22 protein-coding genes, 1 tRNA gene and 1 riboswitch are annotated in these 24,707 nt (G+C 64.5%); of the genes, 10 read left to right on the top strand and 13 right to left on the bottom strand.

What is annotated here, in order from left to right; translation table 11 throughout:
- The 3 genes from HNQ95_RS25340 to HNQ95_RS25330 form a co-directional block, all read right to left on the bottom strand.
- On the bottom strand, positions 1-194 hold a 194-nt coding region (locus tag HNQ95_RS25340), incomplete at its 3' end, for a TIGR02186 family protein (RefSeq protein WP_182575564.1).
- Entirely contained in the window at positions 194-1,120 is a 927-nt protein-coding gene (locus tag HNQ95_RS25335; protein WP_067963116.1) for a sulfite exporter TauE/SafE family protein, read from the bottom strand. The genes HNQ95_RS25340 and HNQ95_RS25335, both read right to left, overlap by 1 nt.
- A gap of 176 nt (positions 1,121-1,296) precedes the next feature.
- Positions 1,297-5,031 (bottom strand): SEL1-like repeat protein, encoded by a 3,735-nt coding sequence (locus HNQ95_RS25330; RefSeq protein WP_067965449.1) that lies wholly within the window; start codon positions 5,029-5,031, stop codon positions 1,297-1,299.
- A gap of 441 nt (positions 5,032-5,472) precedes the next feature.
- Here HNQ95_RS25330 and HNQ95_RS25325 point away from each other — a divergent pair, with 441 nt between their 5' ends.
- Positions 5,473-5,925 carry a MerR family transcriptional regulator gene (locus tag HNQ95_RS25325; RefSeq protein ID WP_067967102.1) on the top strand — a complete coding sequence of 151 codons (453 nt, stop codon included), beginning with the start codon at positions 5,473-5,475 and terminating at the stop codon, positions 5,923-5,925.
- 255 nt (positions 5,926-6,180) lie between these two features.
- Here the strand turns inward: HNQ95_RS25325 and pdeM are convergent, their stop codons facing one another.
- Both pdeM and HNQ95_RS25315 read right to left on the bottom strand, forming a co-directional pair.
- Positions 6,181-6,894 (bottom strand): ligase-associated DNA damage response endonuclease PdeM, encoded by a 714-nt coding sequence (gene pdeM, locus HNQ95_RS25320; RefSeq protein WP_182575563.1) that lies wholly within the window; start codon positions 6,892-6,894, stop codon positions 6,181-6,183.
- A complete protein-coding gene (locus tag HNQ95_RS25315; protein ID WP_182575566.1) occupies positions 6,891-9,392 on the bottom strand; it encodes a ligase-associated DNA damage response DEXH box helicase in 2,502 nt (833 codons plus the stop codon). The genes pdeM and HNQ95_RS25315 overlap by 4 nt, the downstream gene beginning before the upstream one ends.
- 421 nt (positions 9,393-9,813) lie before the next feature.
- On the opposite strand from HNQ95_RS25315, the gene HNQ95_RS25310 reads away from it, so the two are divergent.
- Positions 9,814-9,987, top strand: a complete 174-nt coding sequence (locus HNQ95_RS25310; protein WP_182575562.1) for a hypothetical protein — start codon at positions 9,814-9,816, stop codon at positions 9,985-9,987.
- Here HNQ95_RS25310 and HNQ95_RS25305 read toward each other — a convergent pair.
- A complete protein-coding gene (locus HNQ95_RS25305; RefSeq protein WP_182575561.1) occupies positions 9,984-10,895 on the bottom strand; it encodes a class I SAM-dependent methyltransferase in 912 nt (303 codons plus the stop codon). The genes HNQ95_RS25310 and HNQ95_RS25305 overlap by 4 nt on opposite strands.
- Before the next feature lie 84 nt (positions 10,896-10,979).
- On the opposite strand from HNQ95_RS25305, the gene HNQ95_RS25300 reads away from it, so the two are divergent.
- Together HNQ95_RS25300 and HNQ95_RS25295 are read left to right on the top strand one after the other, a co-directional pair.
- The gene (locus HNQ95_RS25300; protein ID WP_182575560.1) at positions 10,980-11,990 is read left to right on the top strand and encodes a ligase-associated DNA damage response exonuclease; all 1,011 of its coding nucleotides are present in this window, start codon (positions 10,980-10,982) and stop codon (positions 11,988-11,990) included.
- 271 nt (positions 11,991-12,261) lie between these two features.
- Positions 12,262-13,860: a cisplatin damage response ATP-dependent DNA ligase gene (locus HNQ95_RS25295; protein ID WP_182575559.1), complete on the top strand. Its 1,599-nt coding sequence runs from the start codon at positions 12,262-12,264 to the stop codon at positions 13,858-13,860.
- Between the two features lie 55 nt (positions 13,861-13,915).
- Here HNQ95_RS25295 and HNQ95_RS25290 read toward each other — a convergent pair whose 3' ends face one another.
- Positions 13,916-15,010 carry a hypothetical protein gene (locus HNQ95_RS25290; RefSeq protein WP_182575558.1) on the bottom strand — a complete coding sequence of 365 codons (1,095 nt, stop codon included), beginning with the start codon at positions 15,008-15,010 and terminating at the stop codon, positions 13,916-13,918.
- A 296-nt stretch (positions 15,011-15,306) separates the two neighbouring features.
- On the opposite strand from HNQ95_RS25290, the gene HNQ95_RS25285 reads away from it, so the two are divergent.
- Both HNQ95_RS25285 and HNQ95_RS25280 read left to right on the top strand, forming a co-directional pair.
- Positions 15,307-16,263: an NAD(P)H-dependent flavin oxidoreductase gene (locus HNQ95_RS25285; protein ID WP_182575557.1), complete on the top strand. Its 957-nt coding sequence runs from the start codon at positions 15,307-15,309 to the stop codon at positions 16,261-16,263.
- A gap of 178 nt (positions 16,264-16,441) precedes the next feature.
- A tRNA-Thr gene (locus HNQ95_RS25280) sits at positions 16,442-16,517 on the top strand.
- A gap of 97 nt (positions 16,518-16,614) precedes the next feature.
- On the opposite strand, the gene HNQ95_RS25275 is transcribed toward HNQ95_RS25280, so the two are convergent.
- The 4 genes from HNQ95_RS25275 to HNQ95_RS25260 all read right to left on the bottom strand — a co-directional run bounded on the left by HNQ95_RS25275 (position 16,615) and on the right by HNQ95_RS25260 (position 19,116).
- Complete coding sequence (locus HNQ95_RS25275) at positions 16,615-17,544, bottom strand: polysaccharide pyruvyl transferase family protein (RefSeq protein ID WP_210289169.1); 930 nt, start codon at positions 17,542-17,544, stop codon at positions 16,615-16,617.
- 56 nt (positions 17,545-17,600) lie between these two features.
- Positions 17,601-18,356, bottom strand: coding sequence for a glycosyltransferase (locus HNQ95_RS25270; protein ID WP_154386919.1), 756 nt, complete (start codon positions 18,354-18,356; stop codon positions 17,601-17,603).
- A gap of 53 nt (positions 18,357-18,409) precedes the next feature.
- The gene (locus HNQ95_RS25265) at positions 18,410-18,550 is read right to left on the bottom strand and encodes a hypothetical protein (protein WP_154386918.1); all 141 of its coding nucleotides are present in this window, start codon (positions 18,548-18,550) and stop codon (positions 18,410-18,412) included.
- A gap of 209 nt (positions 18,551-18,759) precedes the next feature.
- Positions 18,760-19,116, bottom strand: a complete 357-nt coding sequence (locus tag HNQ95_RS25260) for a cupin domain-containing protein (RefSeq protein ID WP_067965465.1) — start codon at positions 19,114-19,116, stop codon at positions 18,760-18,762.
- A 167-nt stretch (positions 19,117-19,283) separates the two neighbouring features.
- Here HNQ95_RS25260 and HNQ95_RS25255 point away from each other — a divergent pair, with 167 nt between their 5' ends.
- From HNQ95_RS25255 to HNQ95_RS25240, 4 genes are all read left to right on the top strand, one after another.
- Complete coding sequence (locus HNQ95_RS25255; RefSeq protein WP_182575555.1) at positions 19,284-19,628, top strand: hypothetical protein; 345 nt, start codon at positions 19,284-19,286, stop codon at positions 19,626-19,628.
- A gap of 896 nt (positions 19,629-20,524) precedes the next feature.
- Positions 20,525-20,717, top strand: a riboswitch (cobalamin riboswitch).
- 115 nt (positions 20,718-20,832) lie between these two features.
- Complete coding sequence (locus HNQ95_RS25250; RefSeq protein ID WP_246340969.1) at positions 20,833-21,612, top strand: (2Fe-2S) ferredoxin domain-containing protein; 780 nt, start codon at positions 20,833-20,835, stop codon at positions 21,610-21,612.
- A gap of 470 nt (positions 21,613-22,082) precedes the next feature.
- The gene (locus tag HNQ95_RS25245; protein ID WP_157097168.1) at positions 22,083-22,301 is read left to right on the top strand and encodes a hypothetical protein; all 219 of its coding nucleotides are present in this window, start codon (positions 22,083-22,085) and stop codon (positions 22,299-22,301) included.
- 672 nt (positions 22,302-22,973) lie between these two features.
- Complete coding sequence (locus HNQ95_RS25240) at positions 22,974-23,897, top strand: acyl-CoA desaturase (protein ID WP_246340968.1); 924 nt, start codon at positions 22,974-22,976, stop codon at positions 23,895-23,897.
- A 90-nt stretch (positions 23,898-23,987) separates the two neighbouring features.
- On the opposite strand, the gene HNQ95_RS25235 is transcribed toward HNQ95_RS25240, so the two are convergent.
- Together HNQ95_RS25235 and HNQ95_RS25230 are read right to left on the bottom strand one after the other, a co-directional pair.
- Positions 23,988-24,242 carry a GlsB/YeaQ/YmgE family stress response membrane protein gene (locus HNQ95_RS25235; protein ID WP_067967117.1) on the bottom strand — a complete coding sequence of 85 codons (255 nt, stop codon included), beginning with the start codon at positions 24,240-24,242 and terminating at the stop codon, positions 23,988-23,990.
- A gap of 162 nt (positions 24,243-24,404) precedes the next feature.
- Positions 24,405-24,593: a YegP family protein gene (locus HNQ95_RS25230; protein ID WP_067965471.1), complete on the bottom strand. Its 189-nt coding sequence runs from the start codon at positions 24,591-24,593 to the stop codon at positions 24,405-24,407.
- Positions 24,594-24,707: the final 114 nt, after the last annotated feature.

The raw sequence follows: 24,707 nt of genomic DNA, 5'->3' as shown, positions 1-24,707 counted from the left end.
TGGCGGTTGATCAGCGGGTCGGCGTTTTCGAGCGCCCCGAAGATGGTGAGGTCGGCACCGGCGAAGTCGGCGGTGATGGCGACGCGGTCGGTCGAAAGCCCGATCTGGATGCTTTCGGGATGCGCCGGCTCCTGGGCGCGCACTGGCCCCGCTGCCGCGAGCATCAGGGCTGCGAGACATGCCGCGACCCGCATCACAACAGCCCGCTCACGCCGGTCAGCGAATAGAGGTTCTGCGGCTTGACGAACAGGTCGAAGCCGAGGCGCAAGGCAACCGCCAGCACCAGCAGTGCGAGCAGCGCGCGCAGCTGTTCGCCGCGCAGCTTCTGGCCGGCCTTGGCGCCGTATTGGGCGCCGGCAACGCCGCCGACCATCAGGACCAGCGCCAGGATGATGTCGACGGTCTGGTTGGTCGAGGAGTGCACCAAGGTGGTGAAGGCCGAGACGACGACGATCTGGAACAGCGAGGTGCCGACGACGACGTTGGTCGGCACCTTGAGCAGATAGATCAGCGCCGGCACCATGATGAAGCCGCCGCCGACGCCCATGATGGCGGAGAGGAAGCCGATACCGGCGCCGATGCCGAGCACCGGGATGACCGAGACGAACAGCTTCGAGGTGCGGAAGCGCATCTTGAAGGGCAGGCGGTGGATCCAGTTGTGCTGGCCCGACTTCTTCAGGGCCGGCGGCACGCCGCCCTTGGTGAGCCGCAGCGCATTGACGCTTTCGATCAGCATCAGCCCGCCGACGGTGCCCAAGAAGACGACGTAGAGCAAAGAGATGAACAGGTCGAGCTGGCCTATGGCGCGCAGCAGCGCAAAGACGAAGCCGCCGGCCGCCGAGCCGGCGATACCGCCGATCAAAAGCACCGTGCCGAGCTTGAAGTCGAGCGTGCCGCGCTTGAGATGGGCGAGCGCGCCGGAGAAGGACGAGGCGATGACCTGGTTGGCGCCGGTGGCGACAGCGATGGCAGGCGGGATGTTGTAGAAGATCAGAAGCGGCGTGATCAGGAAACCGCCGCCGACCCCGAACATACCAGACAGGAAGCCGACCGCCGCACCCATCGCCAGGAGCACGAACACATTGACCGACATCTCAGCAATCGGGAGATAAATGCCCACCCGTCAGACTCTGCAAATCGAATTGTTGCCGACGCCCATCCCTGGGAGCTTGTTGGCTACCGGGTACTTGCGCCGACATTGCGGCGAAGTCAAACTTCACCGGACACAAAACGAAAAATAACTCAATCAGTTAACCCGCCGGTAAAGGCGGGTCACCTGATATCAGCTGTCGCTAACTATTTGCGCGCCAGGAGCGCCTCGACCAGCGGCTCGTCGACAGTGCCGGTGGGCGCCAGCGCATTGTCCTTCTGGAAGGCCATGATCGCGTCCTTGGTCTTCTGACCCAGCATGCCGTCGGGCTTGCCGGCTTCGTAGCCGTTTTTGTTGAGGATCGCCTGGATGTTCTGCACCGCCCGCTTCATGTCGATGTTGGCGGCCGGTGCATCCTGCCAGGCAGCCGGCACGACGACCGAATTGGCGGCTGCGTCGAGCTGCTTGGGCTGCCACAGTGCCGTCGTCTCCTCGGCGCGCTTGAGCTGCTCGGGGCTGAGCGCCTTGGCGATCTCGTCGCGCTTGGCGGCGGCATCCTTGTCACCCTCTTTGGCGACAATGGCGAACCACTTATAGGATTCTTCGAGGTTCTGCTTCATGCCGACGCCCTTGGCAGCAAGGATGCCGAGATTGAACTGGCTGTCCTTGATGCCAAGTTCGGCGGCGCTGGTGAACCAGCGATTGGCCGAGTCGTTGTCGACAGTGCCGTCGGCACCCATGGCAAACAGCACCGCCAGATTGTGCATGGCGCTGGCGTTGCCCTGGGCAGCCGCGAGCTGGTACCAGGTCTTGGCCTTGATGGCATCGCGTTCGACGCCGGTGCCCTTCTCGTACATGTTGCCGATGCGGTATTGTGCCGGCGCGAAACCGAGCTCGGCGGCCTTTTCGTACCACTGGGAAGCTGCCTTCATGTCGGCGTTGGCGCCACGCGCCTCGGCATAACGCGAGCCCATCTCATAGAGCGCCTTGGCGTCACCGGCGTTCGCTGCCTGGCGCAACGCCTCCGGTCCAACGGCCTCGGGCATGAAGGCTGCCGGGGTGACGGAGGGCTTGATCGTCTCGGTGGTTACAGGCTGTGCAGGTATCGACTGGGTGCTGGTCTTGTCGAGCGCGGCAGCGGCGGGCAACTGGTCGACCGACACGTCGGCGATCTGCTCGGGCTCGGCGACGGTCGCGCTCGCCGTCTCCGGCTTGTCGACATTGCGGACAGGCGCAGCGGCTGTCACAACCGGCTTTGCCGGCACCACGGCTGCCGTCTGGACCGGTTGCGATGCCGCCGGAGCGACGGTGACGCCTGCCGTCTCGATCGGGTCGCTGATGAAGGCCTTGCCGAGCTGCATGCCGGCGAGCGCCAGCATCACGGCGCCGACGGCCATCAGCACCGACTTGCGCCGCGACTTGATCAGGTCGCCGATCCGCAGCGCGCGCACCGGGCCCTTGAGGTCGGAACTGCGCTTGGCCGCATCCGCCTCAGCGGCCGCGGCCTGAGCGGCACGGCGAGCGGCGGCAATGAAGTCGGACTTCGAAGCGTCGGGCTCGTTGGGGCGCACCGTGTCGCCACGTTCGTCGCGGACGCGGCGCATGATGGCGTTGAGGTCGGGCGCGCCCGAACCGGGTTCCAGCGGACGATTGGCGATCTTGGGATCGAGCGGCGCGTCGAGCGCCATGCCGGGCGCCGGTGCCTCGACGACGGGTTCGGCAGCTTCGACGACCGGCGGCTGCGGCTTGGCCTTCTTGCTGGTGAAAGCGCGGGCGAGACCACTCAGCATCGAAGTTCTGGCCGGCTTCTGCTCCTTCTTTTCGGTGCGGACACCGTCAAGGGCTGCAACTGCCGCAGCGGCTTCGGCGGCGGCTTGGGCCGGGCTGCGCGCCGGGCGATCGTCGTCGGGCCTGTCACTGGCGCGACGACCGAACGTGTGATTGGCCTCGGGCAGCGGTGCCGGCGCCTCCGGCTGCAGCGACGGCGTTTCGCTGAGTGAAAGCTTCGGCGCCGGCGACAGCATGGTGGTCGACAGCAGTTCTGCGACGGAAGCGGGCGGGGCTTCGACAGGCGCCGGCGCTTCGCTGGTCTCGATCGAGCCAAGCCGGTCAACGATCTTCAGCAGCGTGTCGTGGATCGCTTCGAAGGTCTTGCCGTTGCGCTCGTCGGAACGACGGGTCAGCGCTTCGAGCGCCTTCAGGTCCTGAGCAAGGCCGGTCACCGCGGCGATTTCGGTGGTCGAGCCGGAGAAGGAACGCACCGCGTCCTCGGCGGCCTGGCGGGCTGCTTCGACCAGCGCATGATGATTGCCAGAAATCGCGCGCTCGATTTCCTCGAGGCGCGGGCGGACGTCTGCGAACTCGGGCAGCGGCGAGCCAGGCCGCGCCAGATGGTTCGACAGCTCGCTGACCTGGGCTTCGAGACCGCGGATCAGGTCGGGGTCGATACTCGCCACCTGTGCCGCCGAGATTTCCAGACGGTTGGAGATGTCGTCCAGCCGGGCTTCGAGCCCGCGCATCGCCAGTTCATTCGCCGGGTCGGGGCGATTGGTCTCGAGGCGCTGGGCGAAGGCGGTGAAGCGCGCATCGATCGCTTCCATGATGCCGGAATGATCGGCGGCGGGCTGTGCCGATTGGCGATCGAGGCGCTCGCCCAGGTCTTCGAGGCGACGCTCGAGGTCACGGAACAATGTGTTGCCATGTTCGAAGGCATCGCCCTGGCGGCGCTCGAACACGTCGGCCAGGGCGTCGAAGCGCTGTTCGATGCCCTGGAAGATCAGGCCGGCGTCAGGTGCGGCGGGCGTGCGCTCGATCTTGTCGGCGATCAGCGAGATCTGCCGCGTCAGACGCTCGACAGCCTGCTCGGGGATGTCGCTGCGCTGCGCGATGTCGTCGACACGCTCGGACAGTGTGTTGAGGCGGTCGATGATCTCGGCGGTCGGCTGCTCCGCGGTGATCTCTTCGATCTGATGGGCAAGGGCCGCAATGCGCACCTCGATCCGCTCGAACGGCTCGGGGTTGAAGTGCGGCGTCTGGGCGGCGACCGTCGAGGCGACGATGGCGCGCGAGATTTCGTCGAGGCGCTCGTCGATCAGGCTGAACATCTCGTCGCCATGGCTGTCGCGCTGGCGCACGAACTGCTCGACCGCACCCGCAAGCGTGCGGACCTTGTCCTCGATCGACAGCAGCGACAGCGATTCGGGCAGGTTGTTGACGGCGTCGTTGATCTGTTCGAGGCGGCCGGCAAGGGCAGCAAGCGCCGGATCTTCGGGACGCCGGCGAGCATCTTCCGACATGCGGTCGGCGAATGCGTCCCAGCGGCGGTCGAACTCGTCCCAGCGGCGGTCGACCGAAAGCACGGTCTCCTCGCGCGCCAGCTCGCCGAGCGAGCGGCGGACCTGCTCGAGTTCGAGGCGCAGCGTGTTGACGCTTTTGTCGTCGCTGCGTTCGGCGAGCGTGTGGATAGCGCCCGACAGGCGCTCCAGCTCGAGGCCCAGCTCGACGGCCTGCGACCCGACGGCGCCGGACTGGCTGGCGCGGTCGATGTCCTTGCGCAGGAGGTCGAATTCGCGCTGCAGCCCGGTGCTCATCTGGTGGCGCATCTCTTCACGCAGGGCGCGGAGCTCGCCGGCGATCTTGCCGACGGCGGCAACGCCATCTTCCTGGCCGCGGGCGCGGTCGATGTCGCGGGCGATCGCCTGGTAAGGGCGCTCATAGGGTGTGGTGCGGCCATATTCGCCGCGCGGCGTGTAGCCGGCAGGCGGCGCATGGCGCTGTGGCGCGCGATACGGTTCGGCAGGCGCATCGCGCTGCTCGTTGCGCTGGCGCTCAAGCCGAGCCTCGAGATTTTCGAGCGAGCGATTGAGCTCGTCGAGCGAGGCAAGCGGGCGGCGCTGCCTGCCGTCATTGAGGGAATCGAGATAGGACCGCTTGCTGTTCATCGAATCGCCCGTTGGTCAGAGTGCTGGTGCCGGAACCAGAAGTCTCAAGCCTTGCCGGGACGGAGGCTGCGATTTGCCGCGGGTTTTGGCTCCTCGGGCATTTCGCCGCCTTCCGAAACCGTGAACAATTCGGTACATGATGACCACGGGGGAAACCGACACGGCTACATTTCCCTCAACGTGGTAAACAAGCTCTTAACCAAGCTTAAGAAAGTGCGACGTTGTGTTCCCGCCTTGGCGGTCGGTTCGGCCAGATTTCCCTTGCGTAGGGTAGGCCAGATCGTTATAGCATTTACGTAAACGTAAGACGTGTACAGATCGCCGTCTTTTTGTAGCATTTACGTAGAAACCACGATCGGAAGCCTTGCCCCCTCCGGCTTCCATCAGAGCACCGGCCGGCCCTGCCGCCATTGCTCGCAATTGGGGATAGCAGAGTAGATGATGAAACTTGTATCGGTCGCCGATGTTGCGGCCAATGAAAACAATCTCTCCGGCGAGGACTATGTCCGCATCGGCGAAATGGCAAAGAAGTACGGCGTAACGCTCCGTACTTTGCGCTTTTACGAAGACAAGGGGTTGCTCAACCCCAAGCGCGAAGGTGCGACGCGCCTCTACACCCGCCGCGACCGCGCCCGGCTGAAGCTTATCCTGCTCGGCAGGAAGGTCGGCTTCTCGCTGCGCGACGTCAAGCAGATGATCGACCTCTACGACCCGACCGGCACCAACGCCAAGCAGTTGCGCCTGACGCTCGACAAGTCGGACAAGCAGCTCGGTCGCCTGCAGAAGCAGCGCCAGCTGCTCGATGAGGCGATCGGCGAACTGAACAACCACATGGCCGTCGTTCGCCAGCTCCTGGCTGAGCGCACCGCCGTGCAGGCAAGTGCTGCCAGCTAACAAGGCGACTGCGTGTTGACGAAACGACCCGGCGCGGGAGACCGTGCCGGGTCGTTTTACGTTTGAGGGCCGCGTGCCGTCTCTTCCGATGCTTCCGTGCCTGATATGGCGGCAGTCCTCGACACCGGCGTCGGACGCCCTGTTGCTCCCCTCCGCGGTGGCTGTTTTGCAGCGCAGAATTCGCGGTGAGCCTACACCGTCACTGGCAAGACCTGGAGAACGGCAAGGAGCGACTGCCGAGCAGTCAAAACGACATCAACCCGGCCTGAGCAGCGACCCTGCAATCGGATAGACCCGGCTCGTCCCGATCATGTAAGCCGTCGGCGCCCCTTCCCGGAACATGCCGCGATAGGCCCGGTCGAGCACGTTGAGCGAGCCGGTGAAGGCGCCGAAGGCGGGCATGATGAGGCGCATTCCGTCGCTGGCGAAGCAGCGGCGACGGACCGAGCGGCCGCGCTGGACGATGCGGGCGCAGGGGTGCAGGTGGCCGGCGACCTCGCCCTCGGCATGGCCCTTCGACGGCTCGTGGCGGAACACCAGGCCTGCGACCGCCAATTCCTCTACCGTTTCGCCCGGCAGATCGTCGGGCGCGTCGGGGTCGTGATTGCCTGATATCCAGAACCAGCTCCGCCCGGCCATCATCGCCATCAGGCTGTCACGGAATGGTTCGGGCAGGCGCGCCGCGCCCTCGCCGTCATGGAAACTGTCGCCGAGGCTGACGATTGTGCGCGGCTGGTAGTCATCCACAACCGCGGCCAGGCGTTGAAGCGTCGCTGCCGTATCATAGGGTGGGATCAGCCGGCCGCGGCGGGCATGCGAAGAGCCCTTCTCCAGATGCAGGTCGGAGACGACGAGCAGGTCGAGCTCAGGGAAATGCACCACGCCGCGCCAGTCGCAGGCGGCGCGCACACCAGCGACCGCGATCGTCTCGCAGCCTGCCCTGGTCAGTTCGCGCGCGGCTATGTTCATGCGCTTCCCATCGCCTCATCGATCAGATCCGCCGCCTCCAGAAGCAGGGAGTCGTGCGCCTCGCCATTGACCGGCTCCTTGCCGATCTCAAGCATCACAGGCACCGCCAGCGGCGAAATCTGGTCGAGCATCTTGTGCACGATTCGGCCGCGGATGCGCGAGAGCATCTCGGCAAGCCTCCTGACATCGAGCAGCCCGCTGGCCGCATCCGCCCGCGTCGCCTTGAGCAGAATGTGGTCGGGCTCATGGCTGCGCAAGACGTCGTAAATGAGGTCGGCCGAAACAGTCACCTGTCGGCCGCTCTTTTCCTGGCCGGGAAACCGCTTCTCGATCAAGCCGGCGATGACGGCACAGTTGCGGAAGGTGCGCTTGAGCAGCCAGCTGTCGGCCAACCAGGCCTCGAGGTCGTCGCCCAGCATATCCTCGTCGAACAGTTCGCCCAGCGACGGTTCTTTCGCCCTGAACATCGCCCCCAGATCGCCCAGCGCCCAGACGGCCAGCGAATAGTCGGTGGCGACAAAGCCCAGCGGCCGCGCGCCCATGCGCTCCAGCCGGCGGGTCAGAAGCATACCGAGCGTCTGGTGCGCCAGCCGCCCCTCGAAGGGATAGGCCACCATGTAGAAGCGCTCGCCGCGTGGAAAAGTCTCGATCAGAAGGTCCTCCTTGCGCGGCAGCACCGACTTCTCCTGCTGGATGCGCAGCCAGTCTGCGACCTGCTCAGGCAGCGCCTTCCAGCGCGCGGGGTCGGCCAGCATGCCGCGCACCTGGTCGGCGAGATAGGTCGACAGCGGAAACTTGCCGCCGGCATAAGACGGCACCAGAACGTTGCCGGCGCCGCCCGTCGAGACATAACACTCATTTTCGCGGATGCCCTCGAAGCGCAGCACCTTGCCGGCGAACATGAACATGTCGCCCACCGAAAGTGTCTCGACGAAATACTCCTCGATCTTGCCGAGCACCGGCCCGCCGCGCAGGGTCAGTGCTGCTGCCGTGCCCGCGCCGACCTTGCCCTTGGCCCTGGTGTAACGGACGTTCAGCATCGGCGCTTCGATGATGGTGCCGACATTCAGCCTGTATTGCTGGGCAATGCGCGGATTGGACACCCGCCACTTACCATCCTTGGTCTTGCGGATGCGGGCGTAGCGCTCGTAGCTGCGCAGCGCGTAGCCGCCGGTGGCGACGAAATCGACGACGCGGTCGAAACTGTCGCGGTCTAGCCCGGCATAGGGAGCAGCACATGTCACTTCGGCGTAAAGCTCGTCTGCGACGAAGGGCGCGCCACAGGCGCAGCCCAGCACATGCTGGGCCAGCACGTCGAGCGCGCCGTCGATCAGCGGCGGGGTGTCCTGCGCGCCGAGATAATTGGCCTCGAGTGCGGCCCGGCACTCCAGCACCTCGAAACGATTGGCCGGCACCAGGATCGCCCGGCTCGGCTCGTCCATCCGGTGGTTGGCGCGGCCGATGCGCTGGGCGAGCCGGCTCGCGCCCTTGGGGGCGCCAACATGGACGACGAGATCGACGTCGCCCCAGTCGATGCCGAGATCGAGCGTCGAGGTTGCGACGACGGCACGCAACACGTTGTCGGCCATCGCCTTTTCGACCTTGCGGCGCTGGCCGACGTCGAGCGAGCCGTGATGCAGGGCGATCGGCAGATTGTCGTCGTTGACGCGCCACAGCTCCTGGAACAACAGCTCGGCCTGGCTCCGGGTGTTGACGAACAAAAGCGTCGTCTGGTGCCGGCGGATCGCGTCATAGACTTCGGGAATGGCATATCGCGCCGAATGCCCCGACCACGGCACACGCTCCTCGGAATCGAGGATCGTGATCTCTGGCCTGGCACCGCCCGACACGGTGATGAGGTCGGCCATCTCGCCTGCCGGATTCTGCCTGACCAGCCAGCGCCGGAGCTCGTCCGGCTTGGCCACCGTCGCCGACAGCCCGATCGCCTGCAGGTCGGGCACATAGGCCCTGAGCCGCGCCAGCCCGAGCGACAAGAGGTGCCCGCGCTTGGAGGTGACCAGCGAATGCAGTTCGTCGAGCACGATGTAGCGCAGCCCGTTGAAGAAGCGGTCTGCGTCGGGCGATGCGATCAGCAACGCCAGTTGCTCGGGTGTCGTCAGCAATATGTCCGGCGGTGACAGCTTCTGGCGCGTGCGCTTGTGCTGCGGCGTGTCGCCGGTGCGCGTCTCCATCGTGATCGGCAGGTTCATCTCGTCAACAGGCCTGCCGAGATTGCGTTCGATGTCGACGGCAAGCGCCTTGAGCGGTGAAATGTACAGTGTATGCACGCCGCGTTTCGGCTCGCCGGGACGCCTCTTCGGCCGGATCGCCAGATCGGTCAGCGCAGGCAGGAAACCGGCCAGCGTCTTGCCGGCACCGGTGGGGGCGATCAGCAGCACCGAATTGCCCTGCTGGGCACTGGTGAGCAGGTCGAGCTGGTGGGCACGCGGCGACCAGCCGCGCTCGGCGAACCATCGTAGGAATGGCTCCGGCAGCATCGCGGCAGTCGAATTCGGCTCCAGTCGCGCTTGGCTCGTCACGCCTCATGCCTAGCGCGGCGATCAGGCTGCGCCAAGCGAAATCTGGAACAAACAGGGATCAAGGACAGCTGTATGCCAACCGGCCAAGGTCTCGTTCCCTCCCACCCCCCTCTGCCCTGCCGGGCATCTCCCCCACAAGGGGGGAGATCAGGCCTTCACCAGCGCTTCGTCCAGTCTTCAACAGCAGAGCGGAAATACTTCATCAGACTGGACGCGCTTCGACGCGGCAGGAATGGCACGGCGCCGAAGCGACTAATCTCCCTCCTTGTGGGGGAGATGCCCGGCAGGGCAGAGGGGGGTGGGAAGGAACGCGACGCAGCAGGCTTGCGTTCCAGGCACCGCCGTATCAGATGGCCTCAAAAACTGAGAGCCTTCGCCCATGACAGACACCGCCTCCCACGAAGCCCGCATCACCGAGCTGGAAAAGCTCGTCCGCGACCTTCAGACCCAATTGGCGGCCTTGCAGCATCAGGTGGCCCCCACTGCCAAACCGGCTGAAAAGCCGCTGCGCTCGCGCGGCATGCTCGGCAGCCCGAGCAGCAGTCGGCGCTAGACCGCCAGATCCGTCACCACGATCAAGCCCTCGACCGGCGTGCGGCGGTCCTGGCGTATGACCGCGTGCTCCAGCGACAGCAGGCGTAATCCAGCAGCGGCGATCAGCCCGTGCACATAGGCCTCGGAATGGGCATAGCGCCTGGACTCCTGCAGATCGAACACCCCTTCGCCCGCAAGACGCTCGACCGAAAACGCAAACACACCACCCGGTGCCAGCATCTTCATCACGCTCGCAAACACCCGGTCGAGCGCGCCGAGATACATGAACACGTCGGCCGCGGTGACGAGATCGGCCGTCTGCCCCACCGGCTCCAACTCCTGCAGGTCGGCCTTGATCAGATAGTCGTAGACGCCCTTGTCGCGCGCCTTGCGGAGCATCTCGGCCGAGATGTCGTAGCCGTCGAGGCGCTTCGTCACTGGCCGGAGTTTCACGCCCATCAGCCCGGTGCCGCAGCCGAGATCGACGGCGTGCGCGAATGTGTTGCGCCCGGTCGCGCCGATCGCCGCCGTCAGCAGTTCCGGCACGCGATAATGCAGCGTCTCGACCAGCGCGTGGTCGAACTTTTCCGCATACTGGTCGAACAGCATTTCGACGAAGGCGCTGGGCGGGCTGTCCTCGGCAGGTGCCGCCCCGATCAGCTGCAGCTTGAGCGCGGCACCGGGTCGATCGGCCGGCTCGAGCTTCAGCGACATGCGCCAGGCCTCGGCGGCGGCCTGCATCTCGCCGGCAGCTTCCTGCATCTCGCCGAGCCGGAACCAGCCCATGGCCCAGCCGGGGGCGAGTTCCAGCGCGCCGAGCATCAGTTCGGCGGCGGCGGCATGGTCGCCTGAGGCGAACAGCATTTCGGCATAGTCCGCCCGCCGGTCGGCAAGCAGGTCGTTGGAGGAGAGCTGCAACGGCGTCAAGCGCGACATCCATGACAAGGAGGGTGGCGCGCATTACTGCCAAACCGGGCTTCCACGCAAGCGGCAAATGCCTATCTTGAGGAGATGCGGCCGAGCGACCTCCTCCATTCCCGTCCCGAAGGGCTCTACTGCCCGACAGGCGATTTCTACATCGACCCCGTGCGGCCGGTCGACCGCGCGCTCATCACCCACGGCCATTCCGACCATGCCCGCCCTGGCCACGCCAAGGTGCTGGCGACGCGCCAAACGCTCGACATCATGGCGATCCGCTGCGGGCCTGACTTCGCCGGGACCACCCAAGCGATGCCATTGGGCGAGAAGATCCGGCTCGGCGACGTCACCGTGTCATTCCACCCCGCAGGCCACGTGCTCGGCTCGGCGCAGATTTCGGTCGAGCGCAACGGCATGCGCATCGTCGCCTCCGGCGACTACAAGCGCGCCAGGGATCCGACCTGTACTGCCTTCGAGGTCGTACCCTGCGACGTGTTCATATCAGAGGCCACCTTCGCCCTGCCCGTCTTCCACCATCCCGACGCCTCCCAGGAGATCGGCAAGCTGCTGAAATCGACCCGGCAGTTTCCCGAGCGCGCCCATCTCGTCGGCGCCTACGCACTCGGCAAAGCCCAGCGGGTGATGCGATTGCTGCGCGACCAGGGCTACGACAAGCCGATCTACATCCACGGGGCACTGACCAGGCTCAGCGAATACTACCAGAGCCAGGGTGTCGACCTCGGCGACCTCCGACCGGCAACCGTCGAGGATGGCGACAAGGCCGACTTCGCCGACGCCATCATCGTCGCCCCCTCCGCCACCTTCGCCGACCGCTGGGCGCGGCGCTTCCCCGACCCGCTCGCCGCCTTCGCATCCGGCTGGATGCGCATCCGCCAGCGCGCCAAGCAAGGCGGCGTCGAACTGCCGCTCGTTGTCTCCGACCACTCCGACTGGGACGAGCTGACCGCCACCATCACCGAAACCGGCGCCGGCGAGGTCTGGGTCACCCATGGCCGCGAGGAAGCGCTGGTACGCTGGTGCGAGCTCAACGGGATTGCTGCGAGGCCGCTGCACCTGGTGGGGTATGAGGATGAGGGGGATTGAGGATGGTCCAGCCCCGTAGCATTGCTCGCTCCTCTGTCTGGCCTGCTGTCCGTCACAGGACGGAAAACACTGCGGGACAGCGCCCCCCTCTGCCCTGCCGGGCATCTCCCCCACAAGGGGGGAGATCGGCCCTCATCGCGGCCTTGGCCAATCGCAACCGTCGAAGATATGGGGCCGCCGGAGGCGCGCCTGATCTCCCCCCTTGCGGGGGAGATGTCCGGCAGGACAGGGGGCAACGTAGAGCGCGGACCTCGCGCGGCGTGGTTCTTCCATGAACCGCTTCGCCGAACTCCTCGACCGTCTGGTGCTGACGCCATCGCGCAACGGCAAGCTGAAGCTCATCACCGACCACTTCCGCGCGGTCGAGGATCCCGATCGCGGGCTGGCCCTTGCCGCCATCACCGGCGAACTCGACATCGCCTCGGTCAAGCCGGCGATGCTGCGCCAGCTCGTTTCCGAGCGCATGGACCCTATCCTGTTCGGCTATTCCTACGACTATGTCGGCGACCTTGCCGAGACGGTGTCGCTGGTCTGGCCGGAGGCGCCTGAAAGCCGGCCCAACCACGACATCACACTCGCCGAGGTCGTGCAGAAACTGCAATCCGCCAGCCGTTCCGACGGGCCAGCCGTGCTCGCCCGGCTGCTCGATCAGGCCGAAACCTCCGCCCGCTTCGCGATCATCAAGCTCGTCACCGGTGGCTTGCGCATCGGTGTCTCGGCCCGCCTCGCCAAACAGGCGCTGGCCGATCTCGGTTCTGTCGACGTCGCCGAGATCGAGGAGCTGTGGCACGGACTGACACCACCCTACACCAGCCTGTTCGCCTGGCTGGAAGGCAAGGCGACGAAGCCTGAAAAGGCTGCCCGCGCATTGTTCCGGCCGGTGATGCTGTCCAATCCTGTCGGCGACGGCGACCTCGAAAAACTCGCCCCCACCGACTACGCCGCCGAGTGGAAATGGGACGGCATCCGTGTCCAGGCGGTGTCGGAGGGCGGCATCCGCAGGCTCTATTCGCGCACCGGCGACGATGTCTCCGGCGCCTTCCCCGACGTGGTGGCGGCAATGGAGTTCGACGCGGCACTCGACGGCGAGCTACTCGTCGGCTCACCCCGCGAGGCGACCGGCACCTTCTCCGACCTGCAGCAGCGGCTGAACCGCAAGACCGTGTCAGCCAAGATGCAGGACCGCTATCCCGCCTTCGTGCGCTGCTACGACCTGCTCCAGCTCGACGGCGAGGATCTGCGCGAGCTGCCCTTCACGACGCGCCGCGCCCGTGTTGAAGCCTTCATCGCCACGCTCGACCCCGACCGCTTCGACCTGTCGCCGCTGGTCGCCTTCGACAGCTGGGATCAATTGGAGGCGATGCGACGAGAACCGCCGCATCCGATCATCGAAGGCGTCATGCTGAAACGGCTGGATTCACCATATCTCGCCGGTCGGCCCAAGGGTCCGTGGTTCAAGTGGAAGCGCGATCCGCACATTGTCGATACCGTGCTGATGTACGCCCAGCGCGGCCACGGCAAGCGTTCGAGCTTCTATTCCGACTACACATTCGGCGTCTGGTCGGGCGCGGAGGGGGCTGAGGAGCTGGTGCCGGTGGGAAAAGCCTATTTCGGCTTTACCGACGAGGAGCTCAAGCAGATCGACAAGTTCGTGCGCGACAACACTGTCGAGCGTTTCGGTCCGGTGCGCTCGGTGCGCGCCGACAGGGCCAACGGCTTGGTGCTGGAGGTCGCCTTCGAGGGCCTCAACCGCTCGACCCGCCACAAATCGGGCGTCGCCATGCGCTTTCCCAGAATCTCCCGGCTGCGCTGGGACAAGCCACCAGCCGAAGCCGACCGCATCGAGACGCTGCAGGCCCTGCTCGACTGAGGCCCGGTTCCGAAAACCTGACGTCGAACGAAATCGTTGCCGCCGCGAGGCCGCACTACTCGGTCACCGACACCCTGATCTCGTAGATGTCGACGGCCTTGCCTTCCTTGGTCAGGTCGGAGTTGATGGCGATGGTGCCGGCGGCACCCGGTTCCTTGTCGGGCACGTCCATCTCGAACAGGTACTCGCCGCGCTGGTAGCCGACGAGGTAGCGCTTGCGGCCGCAGTCGCCGAGCTCGCCAAAATTGCAGTCGACGGCCATCTGCGTTTCCTTGCCGTCCTCGGCGCGCGCAATGATGTCGAACACCGCATGCTTTCCGGCGATCTGTTCGAGCACGCCGCGGCCGACGTCGAAGACGATCGCCGAGCCTGTGTTGCCCGAGCGGATGCGCAGGAAGCTGCCGGTGTCGTCCTTGGCAACCTCGGCCGAGGTACCACCCGGCGCGCTGACATCGGTCGGGTCGGTCGGCGTGAACACGGTGATCCAGTTGCGCGACTGGTCGACCTCGCCGGGCCGCGCCGGCCCGGCATCGGTCGGCGAAAAGTCCTCGCTTTCAAGCTGCTTGGGCGGATTGTGCACCGAGGTGTCGATCTCGGCCGCCGACTTGAACTGGCCGGTCTGGACCGCCCACCAGGCGCCGATGCCGCCCATGGCAAGCAAGGTCACGGCAAGAAACATCGCGGCATAAGGCCGGCGCCGTTCGGCCCGCGCGCTGGCACGGTCGGCGGCGCGCCGTTCCGCGCGGCTGCGCTTCTCCGTGATTTCGATCGGCGGTCCGCCGGGCAACACTGCGTCGGGCATGATGTCGGGCACGACGGGGGTGACACCCGCCGCCGGGGTGCCGATCGAAACCGACGGTGCGCTGGCGGCGCCATTGCCGTTGAGCGAGATATCAGGCGCCGGGGCCGCGCCGGCCTGGCCGAGCGAAACCGCCGGGGCCGCGGGCATGAATTCCGATTCGATCTCGGTGATCTTTGCCTGCAGCGACTTGCGGCGGCCGATCGCCGCCTCCACGGTCATCGCCGGATTGGCCTTGAGCGCGCGGTCGAGCGCACCGAAGGCGGCACGATAGACCTTTTCGCGAAACTCGCGATTCTCGGGATCGCCTTTTTCGAAAGCGTTCCGGATCGCTTTTTCGATCGAATCCAACCGATGTTCCTCGCAACGCGCCAGTGTTGCCAGATGGTTAGCGGCAGAAAAGACATCAATCAACGGCACCGCGAGCGAAATGTCGGCCAAAAATGGGTGCAATGGGCGGCAAGGCCGGCAAAACAAGTCGCGCCTCGCAGCGGACGCCGGAAACCGACGACGGCAAGCCCCGGCGGACTGGTGTCCAGGACTCGTGCCCAGGCTCGTGCCCAGACTCGTGCATTGTCGATCGTGCCCGATCTGCTATATGGAGTGACGTTTACGGAAACGTCAATTTCTAGACCCGGGAGAGACGCGTGGCATTGCCTGACATCCTCAAGAAAAACCTGCGTGTTCCCGTCATCGGCGCGCCTTTGTTCATCATCTCGCATCCGCCACTGGTGCTGGCCCAATGCAAGGCCGGCATCGTCGGCTCGTTTCCGGCGCTCAACGCCCGCCCAGAGGCCCAGCTCGACGAATGGCTGGCGATGGTGACCGAAGATCTCGCCGCCCATGACGCCGCCAATCCCGACCGTCCGGCAGCCCCCTTCGCCGTCAACCAGATCGTCCACAAGTCCAACAAGCGGCTCGAGCACGATCTGCGCCTGTGCGTGAAGTACAAGGTGCCGGTCGTCATCTCGTCGCTGGGTGCTGTCGAGGAGGTCAACCAGGCGGTACACTCCTATGGCGGCGTCGTGCTGCACGACATCATCCATGACCGCCATGCCCGCAAGGCGATCAAGATGGGCGCCGACGGCCTGATTGCGGTCGCGGCCGGTGCCGGCGGCCATGCCGGCACGCTGTCGCCCTTCGCCCTGATCCAGGAAATCCGCCAGTGGTTCGACGGCCCGCTGCTTCTGTCCGGAGCCATCGCCAATGGCGGTGCGGTGCTCGCGGCACAGGCCATGGGTGCTGATCTCGCCTATATCGGCTCGCCCTTCATCGCCACCGAGGAGGCGCGCGCCGGCGACGACTACAAGCAGATGATCGTCGAATCCAAGGCCGCCGACATCGTCTACTCCAATCTGTTCACCGGCATCCACGGCAACTACCTCAAGGGCTCGGTCCGCGCCGCCGGCATGGACCCCGACAACCTCGCTGTCTCAGATCCCTCCAAGATGGATTTCGAGGAAGCCGGCAAGTACAAGGCCTGGAAGGACATCTGGGGCTGCGGCCAGGGTATCGGCGCCGTCGACAAGGTCGTGCCCGTCGCCGAGTTGGTCGAGCGCCTCGCCACCGAATATGCTGCGGCCAAAGCCCGCATCACGGGCTGACAACATCCGTAAACCGTCGGCGCCCGACCTGTTCCGGTGCCGTCCGGCGCGCTGAATATCCGGCAGGCAGCACGTTTGTCCCGCCTGTCGAAAGCCTCAGAAGGCGTCTTGCAATCGCAGCGCTTTGAAGTTATCAGGCACACACCGTCGCGCGGCCGCCAGGCTGCGTTGCCTGGAAGCCGCTTTAGCTCAGTTGGTAGAGCACATCATTCGTAATGATGGGGTCGCGTGTTCGAGTCACGCAAGCGGCACCAGTTTCCCAGGAAAATCAGCTCCTTCCAGATGCCCACGCGGCACCGGAAATCTATGCCCATTTCGGGACTGTCCTTCGCCCCACGAGGTGCAGACGGATCACTCCGTGATGGCGTCGACGCTTGCCGCGAGAGCATCTTCGACAAGCGCACGGATCCTGGCCTGGGCTCCGACCAGATGGGCCCGCCAATTGCCGGCGCGCAATTCGTCAAGAGCCGCACGCACCGTTTCGGCAGACACCTTTTCCGCCTGGAACACAAATGGCCAACCGGTCCTGCCGACCACGGCTGAAACCTTAGCTCCACCGGGAACCTGATCGATCGCAATCACCGGCTTTCCTGCGGCGAGCGCCAACAGCGCCCCGTGCATGCGGGTCGTCAGCACGATGTCGGATCGTGCGAACCCGGCATGGATCTTCCCAGGACCATTCTCAGGTGATAGCACCGTGTCGATCTCGATCGGGTGTAGCGTCGACCCGCGCACCACATCTTGGAACATCGCCAATGCCTGAGGTGCCATCGCAACTCGCCTGGCGCCATACTCGCCTTGAGGGCCACGCAGGCAAACACCTGCGGTCTCGAGCCTCTCCTTTCCAGTGGGTTCAACGGTCTCCGAAACGGCGAGATCGAAATACGGTGGATCGACGCCATCACGGCCAACAATGTGATGGAAGCGGCGATTCATCCTGGCGTGATTGGGAAGGACGCTGACGCCTGCCGCGATCTTGGTCGCTAGCCTGTGGACAGACAAAAGGTCGTTCAGGTCGCGACTGTAGGTGATCGGACCACAGACGAACACGAGCTTTTTCGCAGGCTTGATGGCATAGAGATCATCAACCGGCAGATGGCCCGGAATCTGCAGTTCCGGATGCGAAATGACGGCGTGCTCGACGCCGCGCAGACGCAGCCTCGATGACAGGTTGTCGACCGCCATCAGGTCGCCGATCGTCGGACCGCCCCTGTAGCCGTAGCTTCCCCACCAGAACAGAAGCGTCGGCGGCGTGTCGACGGTGCGCGCAGCCAGATACACGCGACGAAAGGAGCTTAGCCGGCTCTTCAGCGACATCAGTGCAGTCTCGAAACGAGCTATTGAGTGACAACGGCGTCCAGAAGGCTGCCGCGTATGATTTCGCGTCCTGATATGACCGACGCGCTCAAGTGAACGCCAAGCGTCCGATTGGTTGCTACATCGGGCCAGGACAGCCCGCGATCGAAGAGCAGGTTGGTGTTCTGGTAGCTGACCGGATAGAACACATCGATCGGCTTGGCCGAAGCTGCAATTTCGTGGCGCCGGGTGACGTTGGTCAACAGCTGCGGTCCAATGACACCCCAACGATGGCGGGATACCGGGACAGGCAGGCGCATGGCCTTGCGCAGGCGCAGTAACCGTCTCTTTGTGCTTCGATACCACCATGGAATGAAATGAGGATCGCTGGATGCCGTGATCAGCTCATTGAGCGCCGGATGCTGCGAAGGCAGCCCCAGCACGGCGCCATTGATCGCCTTGTCGGATTCCCAGCCGAAGAGGAATTCCTCCTGCTGGATCGGCCTCAGGCAATAGACGTCGCAATCCACGTATATGCCGAGGCCCGCCCGCAGGATGCGGTACCGATAGATATCCGACGCCAAAGCCAGGCTACCGGTCGTCTCATGCGCAACGATTTCCGATCGAGCCATCAACCGTTGGGCGTCGAAAAGTTCGACGCCTTCAGGCACGTCCTCCGGCCGGTCAAACACATGCAGAACGACACGATGCCCATTTCGAAGAAACGACCTCAGACACCCCGCGTGGACCGGCCCCAATCTGTTGCCGATCCACAGCGAATTCACCACTGCCAACATGAATTACCACCCCATACCTGCCCGGGGCCTAAATAAACCAGATCGGGCAAAGGTCAACCTTCTGCAAGCACAGGTGGTAGCCCGCAACAGCCGCGGACAAGGTCGATGGTGATGTTGTGGTGGTCGCGCAGCGAGCGATAGTCCTGGCCGCAAAGCTTGGAAAAATGCTCATTCTCGGCCGGGGAACGCAACATGCGCGATGCATCTCGCGTTGTTTGATCATTCAAAGCTGCACCAGCCTTTTCCCAAGGAAATTAAGCCAGCAAGGCATCACCGGTGCGCCTGGTTCCGCTCACTGTCGGAACCAGGTCGAATCAATCAGGCGTTCGCCCGCGTGCACGAGCCGGCCGGCAGCCTTCTTCGACAGCCGATGGAGATATCCCCGCCGGTTGCGCGGTGTTTCCTACGATCCCAGCGTAACGACGAAGTGCTTCGTCACCGGCTCGATGATCTTCCAGGTGCCCCTGAAATCCGCTTCCACGACGAACGCGTCGCCCGGCCCAACCTCGACGGGCGCGCCGCCATCCGGCGTGATGATGATGCGACCCGAGATCATGTGGACGAACTCGTAGTCGGTGTAGCTGGCGTGGTAGGTGCCTGGCGTGGCCTGCCACGTTCCCGACAGCACCTTGCCATCCCCGGTCGTATGCTGGACGGCCGTTTTCATCGTCGGCTTTCCGTCGACCACCACCCATCCCGGTAGGTCGTTGGAATCTGCACCTTCCGGCTGGCCAAATTTGAGGATTGTTTTGTTCGCCATGGCATTCTCCTCCCTTAAGACACCCCTGCATAGCCGACGCCCTCAATTCAGGCAACTTTGTTTCCTTATGATAAAGAGGCATATTCCTATGTTGGTGTTCTTCCGCCGCCCCTTGCGGAATCAGCCCTGTCTGTGTTGATGGACGGATGTTTAGCAAGGACTCATAGATGAAGGCCAAACTGCTCGCTGCGGTGACGATGCTCGCAGTTGCCGGCTGTGCATCCCAGCCCGCCGACTATGCCACCACACTCTCTGCCAAGGATCCCAAATGGCGGTCAGCGGACTGCACGAAAGCTCGAGCTGAGGCGGCGAACTACGCAGCGCAAGAGAAAGAAACCCTGAGCGTATCGGCAGGGCTGCTGCTTGGCCCATACGGGCTCGGCATCGCCATGGCCGGCAAGGAGCATCGCGCCAAGATGCGCAAGAAATTCGCCCGGGACATGCATCTGAAATGCTCGAGCAAGTCCCTTCCTGCCAGCCTGGCGAGCAGCGCGGACACCGCGAAGCGGTAACTTCGGTCCTCACTGCCAACGGCGTGCATGTGCGGCAAGCTCGTCGCGCGCCTGCTCCAACGCCTTCGGCGAAGCGTTCGCCCACGCGGTGAGCCGCCGCCGCGCACATCATCGACACCTCCGATCCTCGCCTGTGGCTGTCGCGATTGCATGCCGGGCCACATTGGTGGGGTGCCCACGAAAACAGGCCAAAGCTGCTCTGCACTCATTCTGGCGACCCGCCTGGTGGCCGTTCCCAGCGTCTTCACGTTGGCGGTAACTCACGACACTCGCCGGTGTCCTGGCAACGCACCGGTGGACGGCCGCTCAGATTGCCCTGAACGGGCTCGACGCCGCTTGCGATCCAGCCGCTCTACACGAGAAGTTGAACGACCGCGCCGTCCGCTCGCTGGCGTTGGTTGACCTTACGTTAGGAACCTCTAAACGACCTACAGGCTCACCTCGTCCTTACCCCACCTTGGACCACCCGAGCTTAGCGCCCGCCCTGCCCCCCCCAATCAATGGGCGGGCGCGTCCCCTCGCACATCCGATGTCGCGCAGACAAGCTTATCAGCCGCGGACGCCTTCACATCGCAACTGCGAGCTTCCCGCTTCATATCGACGCCGGTTGCCGATTTTCATGTCGATATGCCTCGGGCAGGCGCCGTTCGCCTTGTGCGGTTTGCACAGAAGGCAGCCGGCCCTGGCATTCCTGGGCTTATTCCGCTTGGGGTGCATGTCCATCTCCGGTCTCTACCAATGCGCCCCGATGGCGCACGGTCATGATCGGAAGGGCTGCTTGGCAATCGTCGTCCATCGCCGGACCATGTCCAGCAACGCCAAGCGATCGCAAGGCAGCGCATTGCTGGCCTAGGTACTTGTCCATCGACAACCCTTGACTTGCGTCTGCCCGCATATAGCTTGCCGCGCGGTTATGGTTCTTCTGCTTTCGGGCGGAAGCTAAGAGGGAATTCGGTGCGAAACCGAAGCTGCCCCGCAACTGTAAGCGGTGAGCCGCATTGCCGATTGTGTCACTGGCCGACGGCCGGGAAGGCAGGCAATGAGCCGAGACCCGCGAGCCAGGAGACCTGCCTGACCGAGTGATGTTCCGTGGGCGGGGTGTACCACCGGAGCGCAGGTTCGTGCAGGCGGCGCTATCGGCCATCGCCTTCCACCAACATGCGTTGCGACAATCCCGACCGCAGTCAGGCCAGGGATCGATCGTTTGCACAATACAGAAGTTGAGACCGCGCAGTCCCAGGCCAGACGTGCCATCGTGCTCGTCGCCAGGTCGGCCTTTGCTGCCGCGCCCTACAGGCAGATGCAGCAGCTCTGTGATCTCGCCGCGGCGTTGCCCGGCGTCGATCACACCAGCTTCGGCTTCACCGAACAAGGCACGCCGTCGCTGCGCGAGGCGCTTGCGGCACTTCGCCAGCAGGATTTCTCCGATATCCTCATCCTGCCGCTGATGCTGCCGATCGAGCCCAGCTTCAATGCCTGGCTCACCAAGTCGCTGCGCCGGTGGCAGGCCGAGGACGCGGCACCTTGGCCGACGGTGCGCATCGCGCATGGCCTCGCCGAAAGCCCGCTGCTAGCTGCATTGATGGCCGACCTCGTCACCGGCGCCGATGCGACGCCGCCCATCCCGCCGCTCGACAGGCTGGCGCCGGAGGGCTCGCTCGTGCCGGCGCAGAAACGCCGCGTGCTGGTCTGCCAGGGCGGCCCGTGCAATGCCGCCGGCGCGGACCTGATCTGGGGCCACCTGCGCAACCAGCAGGACCGCCAGAAGCTGCGCGTGACCGGCGACGGCACGATGAGCGCCAAATCGACCTGCCTTGGCCCCTGTAACCTGGCACCGGTGCTGCAGGTCTTTCCCGAAGGCACCTATTACGGCGGGGTCACCGAGGCCGCCGTCGACCGCATAGTCACCGAACATCTGCTCGGCGGCGCGGTGGTCGACGACTTTGCCTACCACCCCACCGGCCGCAAGCAGTTGCTGCGGTGAAGGCCCATTGAAAACAAGGGGGATCGTGTCGTTCCGCCACCACCTGCTTTTTGCCCCTGCCTTTTATCGGCCTGGACAGCGAGATGCTGTTCTGCCGTGAACCTGATCTGGCACTGGAAGTTGCTGCGGCCGCCCTTCGGCTCCGTCGACGTCAAGGGCTTGTGCACATATGGCCGCGACGACCGATCCTCGGGACGGTTATTGGCAGGCGCCGTCCCAGACCTTGGGCGTCGACTACGACCTGGTGCCAATGATCGAGACCACCGTCGACAAGGCTGGGGTCAAAGCGAGCTACGATGGCGGCCTCGTCGTGGTTCGGCGAGAAGACCGTATCCTCGGCTACTCGGCTATTTCGAGCGTTCGGTGGCAGCAAAGCTCGCGCCCAATGTCAGCCATCGTGTCGAGGCGGGCCACGGCGCGTTTCCGCCCGGGGAAGCGAGCTGTGGGACAGTTCGCAGGCCTGCCTGTCGTTGGCCATACCGGGCAGCGGCCTGACGATGCGCACCTTGTCGGCACCGCACAACTTTCCGCACCACCTGTTCGACCCGATTCCGGCCGAACAGCAACGCTTGCCGTTGTCGATCGTCCACTATCACGACGTCTTTACCAGGCACGGCGCGCAATCCGCTGCTCAACGGATCGGCGGATGTTCCCGCCGATACCCGCAACTGGCTGGAAGCCAAGGCTGAAACGCTCAGCAGCGGCAGCGGCGCCTGGGGTCGTCGGGCACAGGTCCGATGGGCTGACACAGCCTGTTGCGATCCACGTCAATCCATCGATCTAATTGACCCAAGGGAAACATCAGCGACTATTGCGCAGGGCTAGATCAGTTCAGTGGGCGGTGGCAGTCATGGCAATTCAAGTATCCTATTCGCGGCGTGATGTCCGCGAAGAGTTGGTGCGTCGGCGCGAGACTTACATCGCGGCGCAGAGATCTCTGTCACCGCCTTCGCCGCGGGGATATGGCAACATGGAATGCGTCCATTGTCATAATCGCTTCATCGGCGTCACCGCTGCCGCCTGGAAATTCGGCCTCTGCGACGACTGCCTGCATCACGACTGATTGTCCAGCCAGCGCAGCTCCCTTTGCGGGAGTTCCAGCGCCTGGATCGACTGCTGTGGAACTTCCGTGTCCGCGGCGTCCCAGGCACATTCTTGGGCGATCTACCTTCCCCGATGATCCGGCCAAACCCGCATCCCCAATAGCAGTAGGTCGCCGCCACGGCCCACCGTCCGCACTCATATTTCGGGGTAATTCCAAACGTGCCTTGACCCTGAATTAGAAACTGCGCAACCTCGCCCGAAACGGAGGAGGCGGCTCGATCGTGGGGAAGCGATCCGGGCCGCAAATGGGAGCATCTATGTCCGACCAGATCGCGGCGTCGTCCGCCACGCCCGCAATTGCGCGCCGACCGCTTCTGGCCCGCATCGACTGGCTCAATTTGAGCGGCCTCGCCTTCTATCATGTCGTCGCGCTCTACGCCTTGCTGCCCTGGTTCTTCAGCTGGACCGGCGTCGTCCTCTGCATCGCCGGCATCTATGTCTTCGGCACGCTCGGCATCAACCTCTGCTACCACAGGCTTCTCACCCATCGCGGCTTCACCTGCCCGAAATGGCTCGAGCACGGGCTTGCGATCATCGCCGTCTGCGCCTTCCAGGACACGCCGGCGCGCTGGGTTGCGGTGCACCGCCGCCACCATGAGCACGCCGACGAGGAGCCGGATCCGCACAGCCCGATCGTCACCTTCCTCTGGGCCCATGTCGGCTGGCTGCTGGTCAAGTCGCCCGACATGGAGCGCATGCAGATCTACGGGCGCTACGCCAAGGACATCGTCCGCGACCCGCTCTACCGCAAGCTCGACAAGCCGCATGTCTATCTCGGCATCATCATCGCGTCCTGGGCAGCTTTCTTCGGCGGCGGCGTCGCCGCGAGCCTGATCACCGGCGGCACGACTGACGAGGCGATCCAGTTCGGCCTCAGCCTGCTCGTCTGGGGCGTGTTCGCGCGCACCGTGATTACCTGGCACATCACCTGGTCGGTCAATTCGGTCACCCATGTCTGGGGCTACCGCAACTACGACACGACAGACGACAGCACCAACAACGTCATCGTCGGCCTGCTCAGCAATGGCGAGGGCTGGCACAACAACCACCACGCCGACCCGCGCTCGGCCCGCCACGGCCACCACTGGTGGGAATTCGACGTCACCTACCTGACCATCAGGTTGCTCGGCGTGCTCGGACTGGCGAGCAAGATCGCAGAGCCGCGGAAGCGCGCCGACTAGCGCCGCCAGACCTTTTCAAGAGGGGACAAAAAAGATCGCCGGCGAAGCTGTGCTTGCCGGCGATCGCAACTACGTCTCGGGTTGGTTTCGCTAGGCTTGTTTCACCAGTCTGAGCAGTACGAGCAGGATCACCGCGCCGATGGTGGCATGGATGATGGCAGCTATGATGCCCGAGCCCAGGCTGATGCCGATCGTCGGAAGCAGCCAGCCGGCGATCAGCGCGCCGACGATACCGACCACGATGTTGCCGATCAGGCCGAAGCCGTAGCCCTTGACCAACTGGCCGGCGAGCCAGCCGGCAACGGCGCCGACGATCAGGAAGACGAGCAAGCTTTCGATACCCATTTGTCTCTCCAGGTTCTGGCGCATCGGCCGGAGCACGTCACGAGCCACGATGCGCAGTTGCAACGACCAGCGCATGATCGACAAGCAGGCAGCCAGAGATCATGCTGGAACAACAGGCTGGAGACGGGCCGACCTATCGGCCCGCCGTGGAAATGCCGCCCGTCAGGCGACCGCCGTGGTCTGATCCTCCACCGTGGCGCCGGGCGTGTTCTTCTTGATCGACTCGATCGCCTTCAGCGCCGATGCCTTGGCCGAATAGCCTTCCGAGCTGAACATCACCTCGCCATTGGAAGCCCTGAAGCGGAACCGAAACTCGCCGCCCTTGTCCTTGTAGACCTCGAATTTGTACATCGCATTTCCCCGTATGTGCCGATCCGCGACTCACGCCGCTGACGAATCGTCGCACGACGGCAACCCGAGGAAAAGCGCGAAGCGATTTTCGCGACGCAAACGCACCAATACAAC

It is taken from the genome of Aminobacter ciceronei, assembly GCF_014138625.1.
In the GTDB taxonomy this organism is placed as follows: domain Bacteria; phylum Pseudomonadota; class Alphaproteobacteria; order Rhizobiales; family Rhizobiaceae; genus Aminobacter; species Aminobacter ciceronei.
Note: the sequence above shows the minus strand (reverse complement) of the source record. Positions and strands in the feature narration are given on the sequence as shown.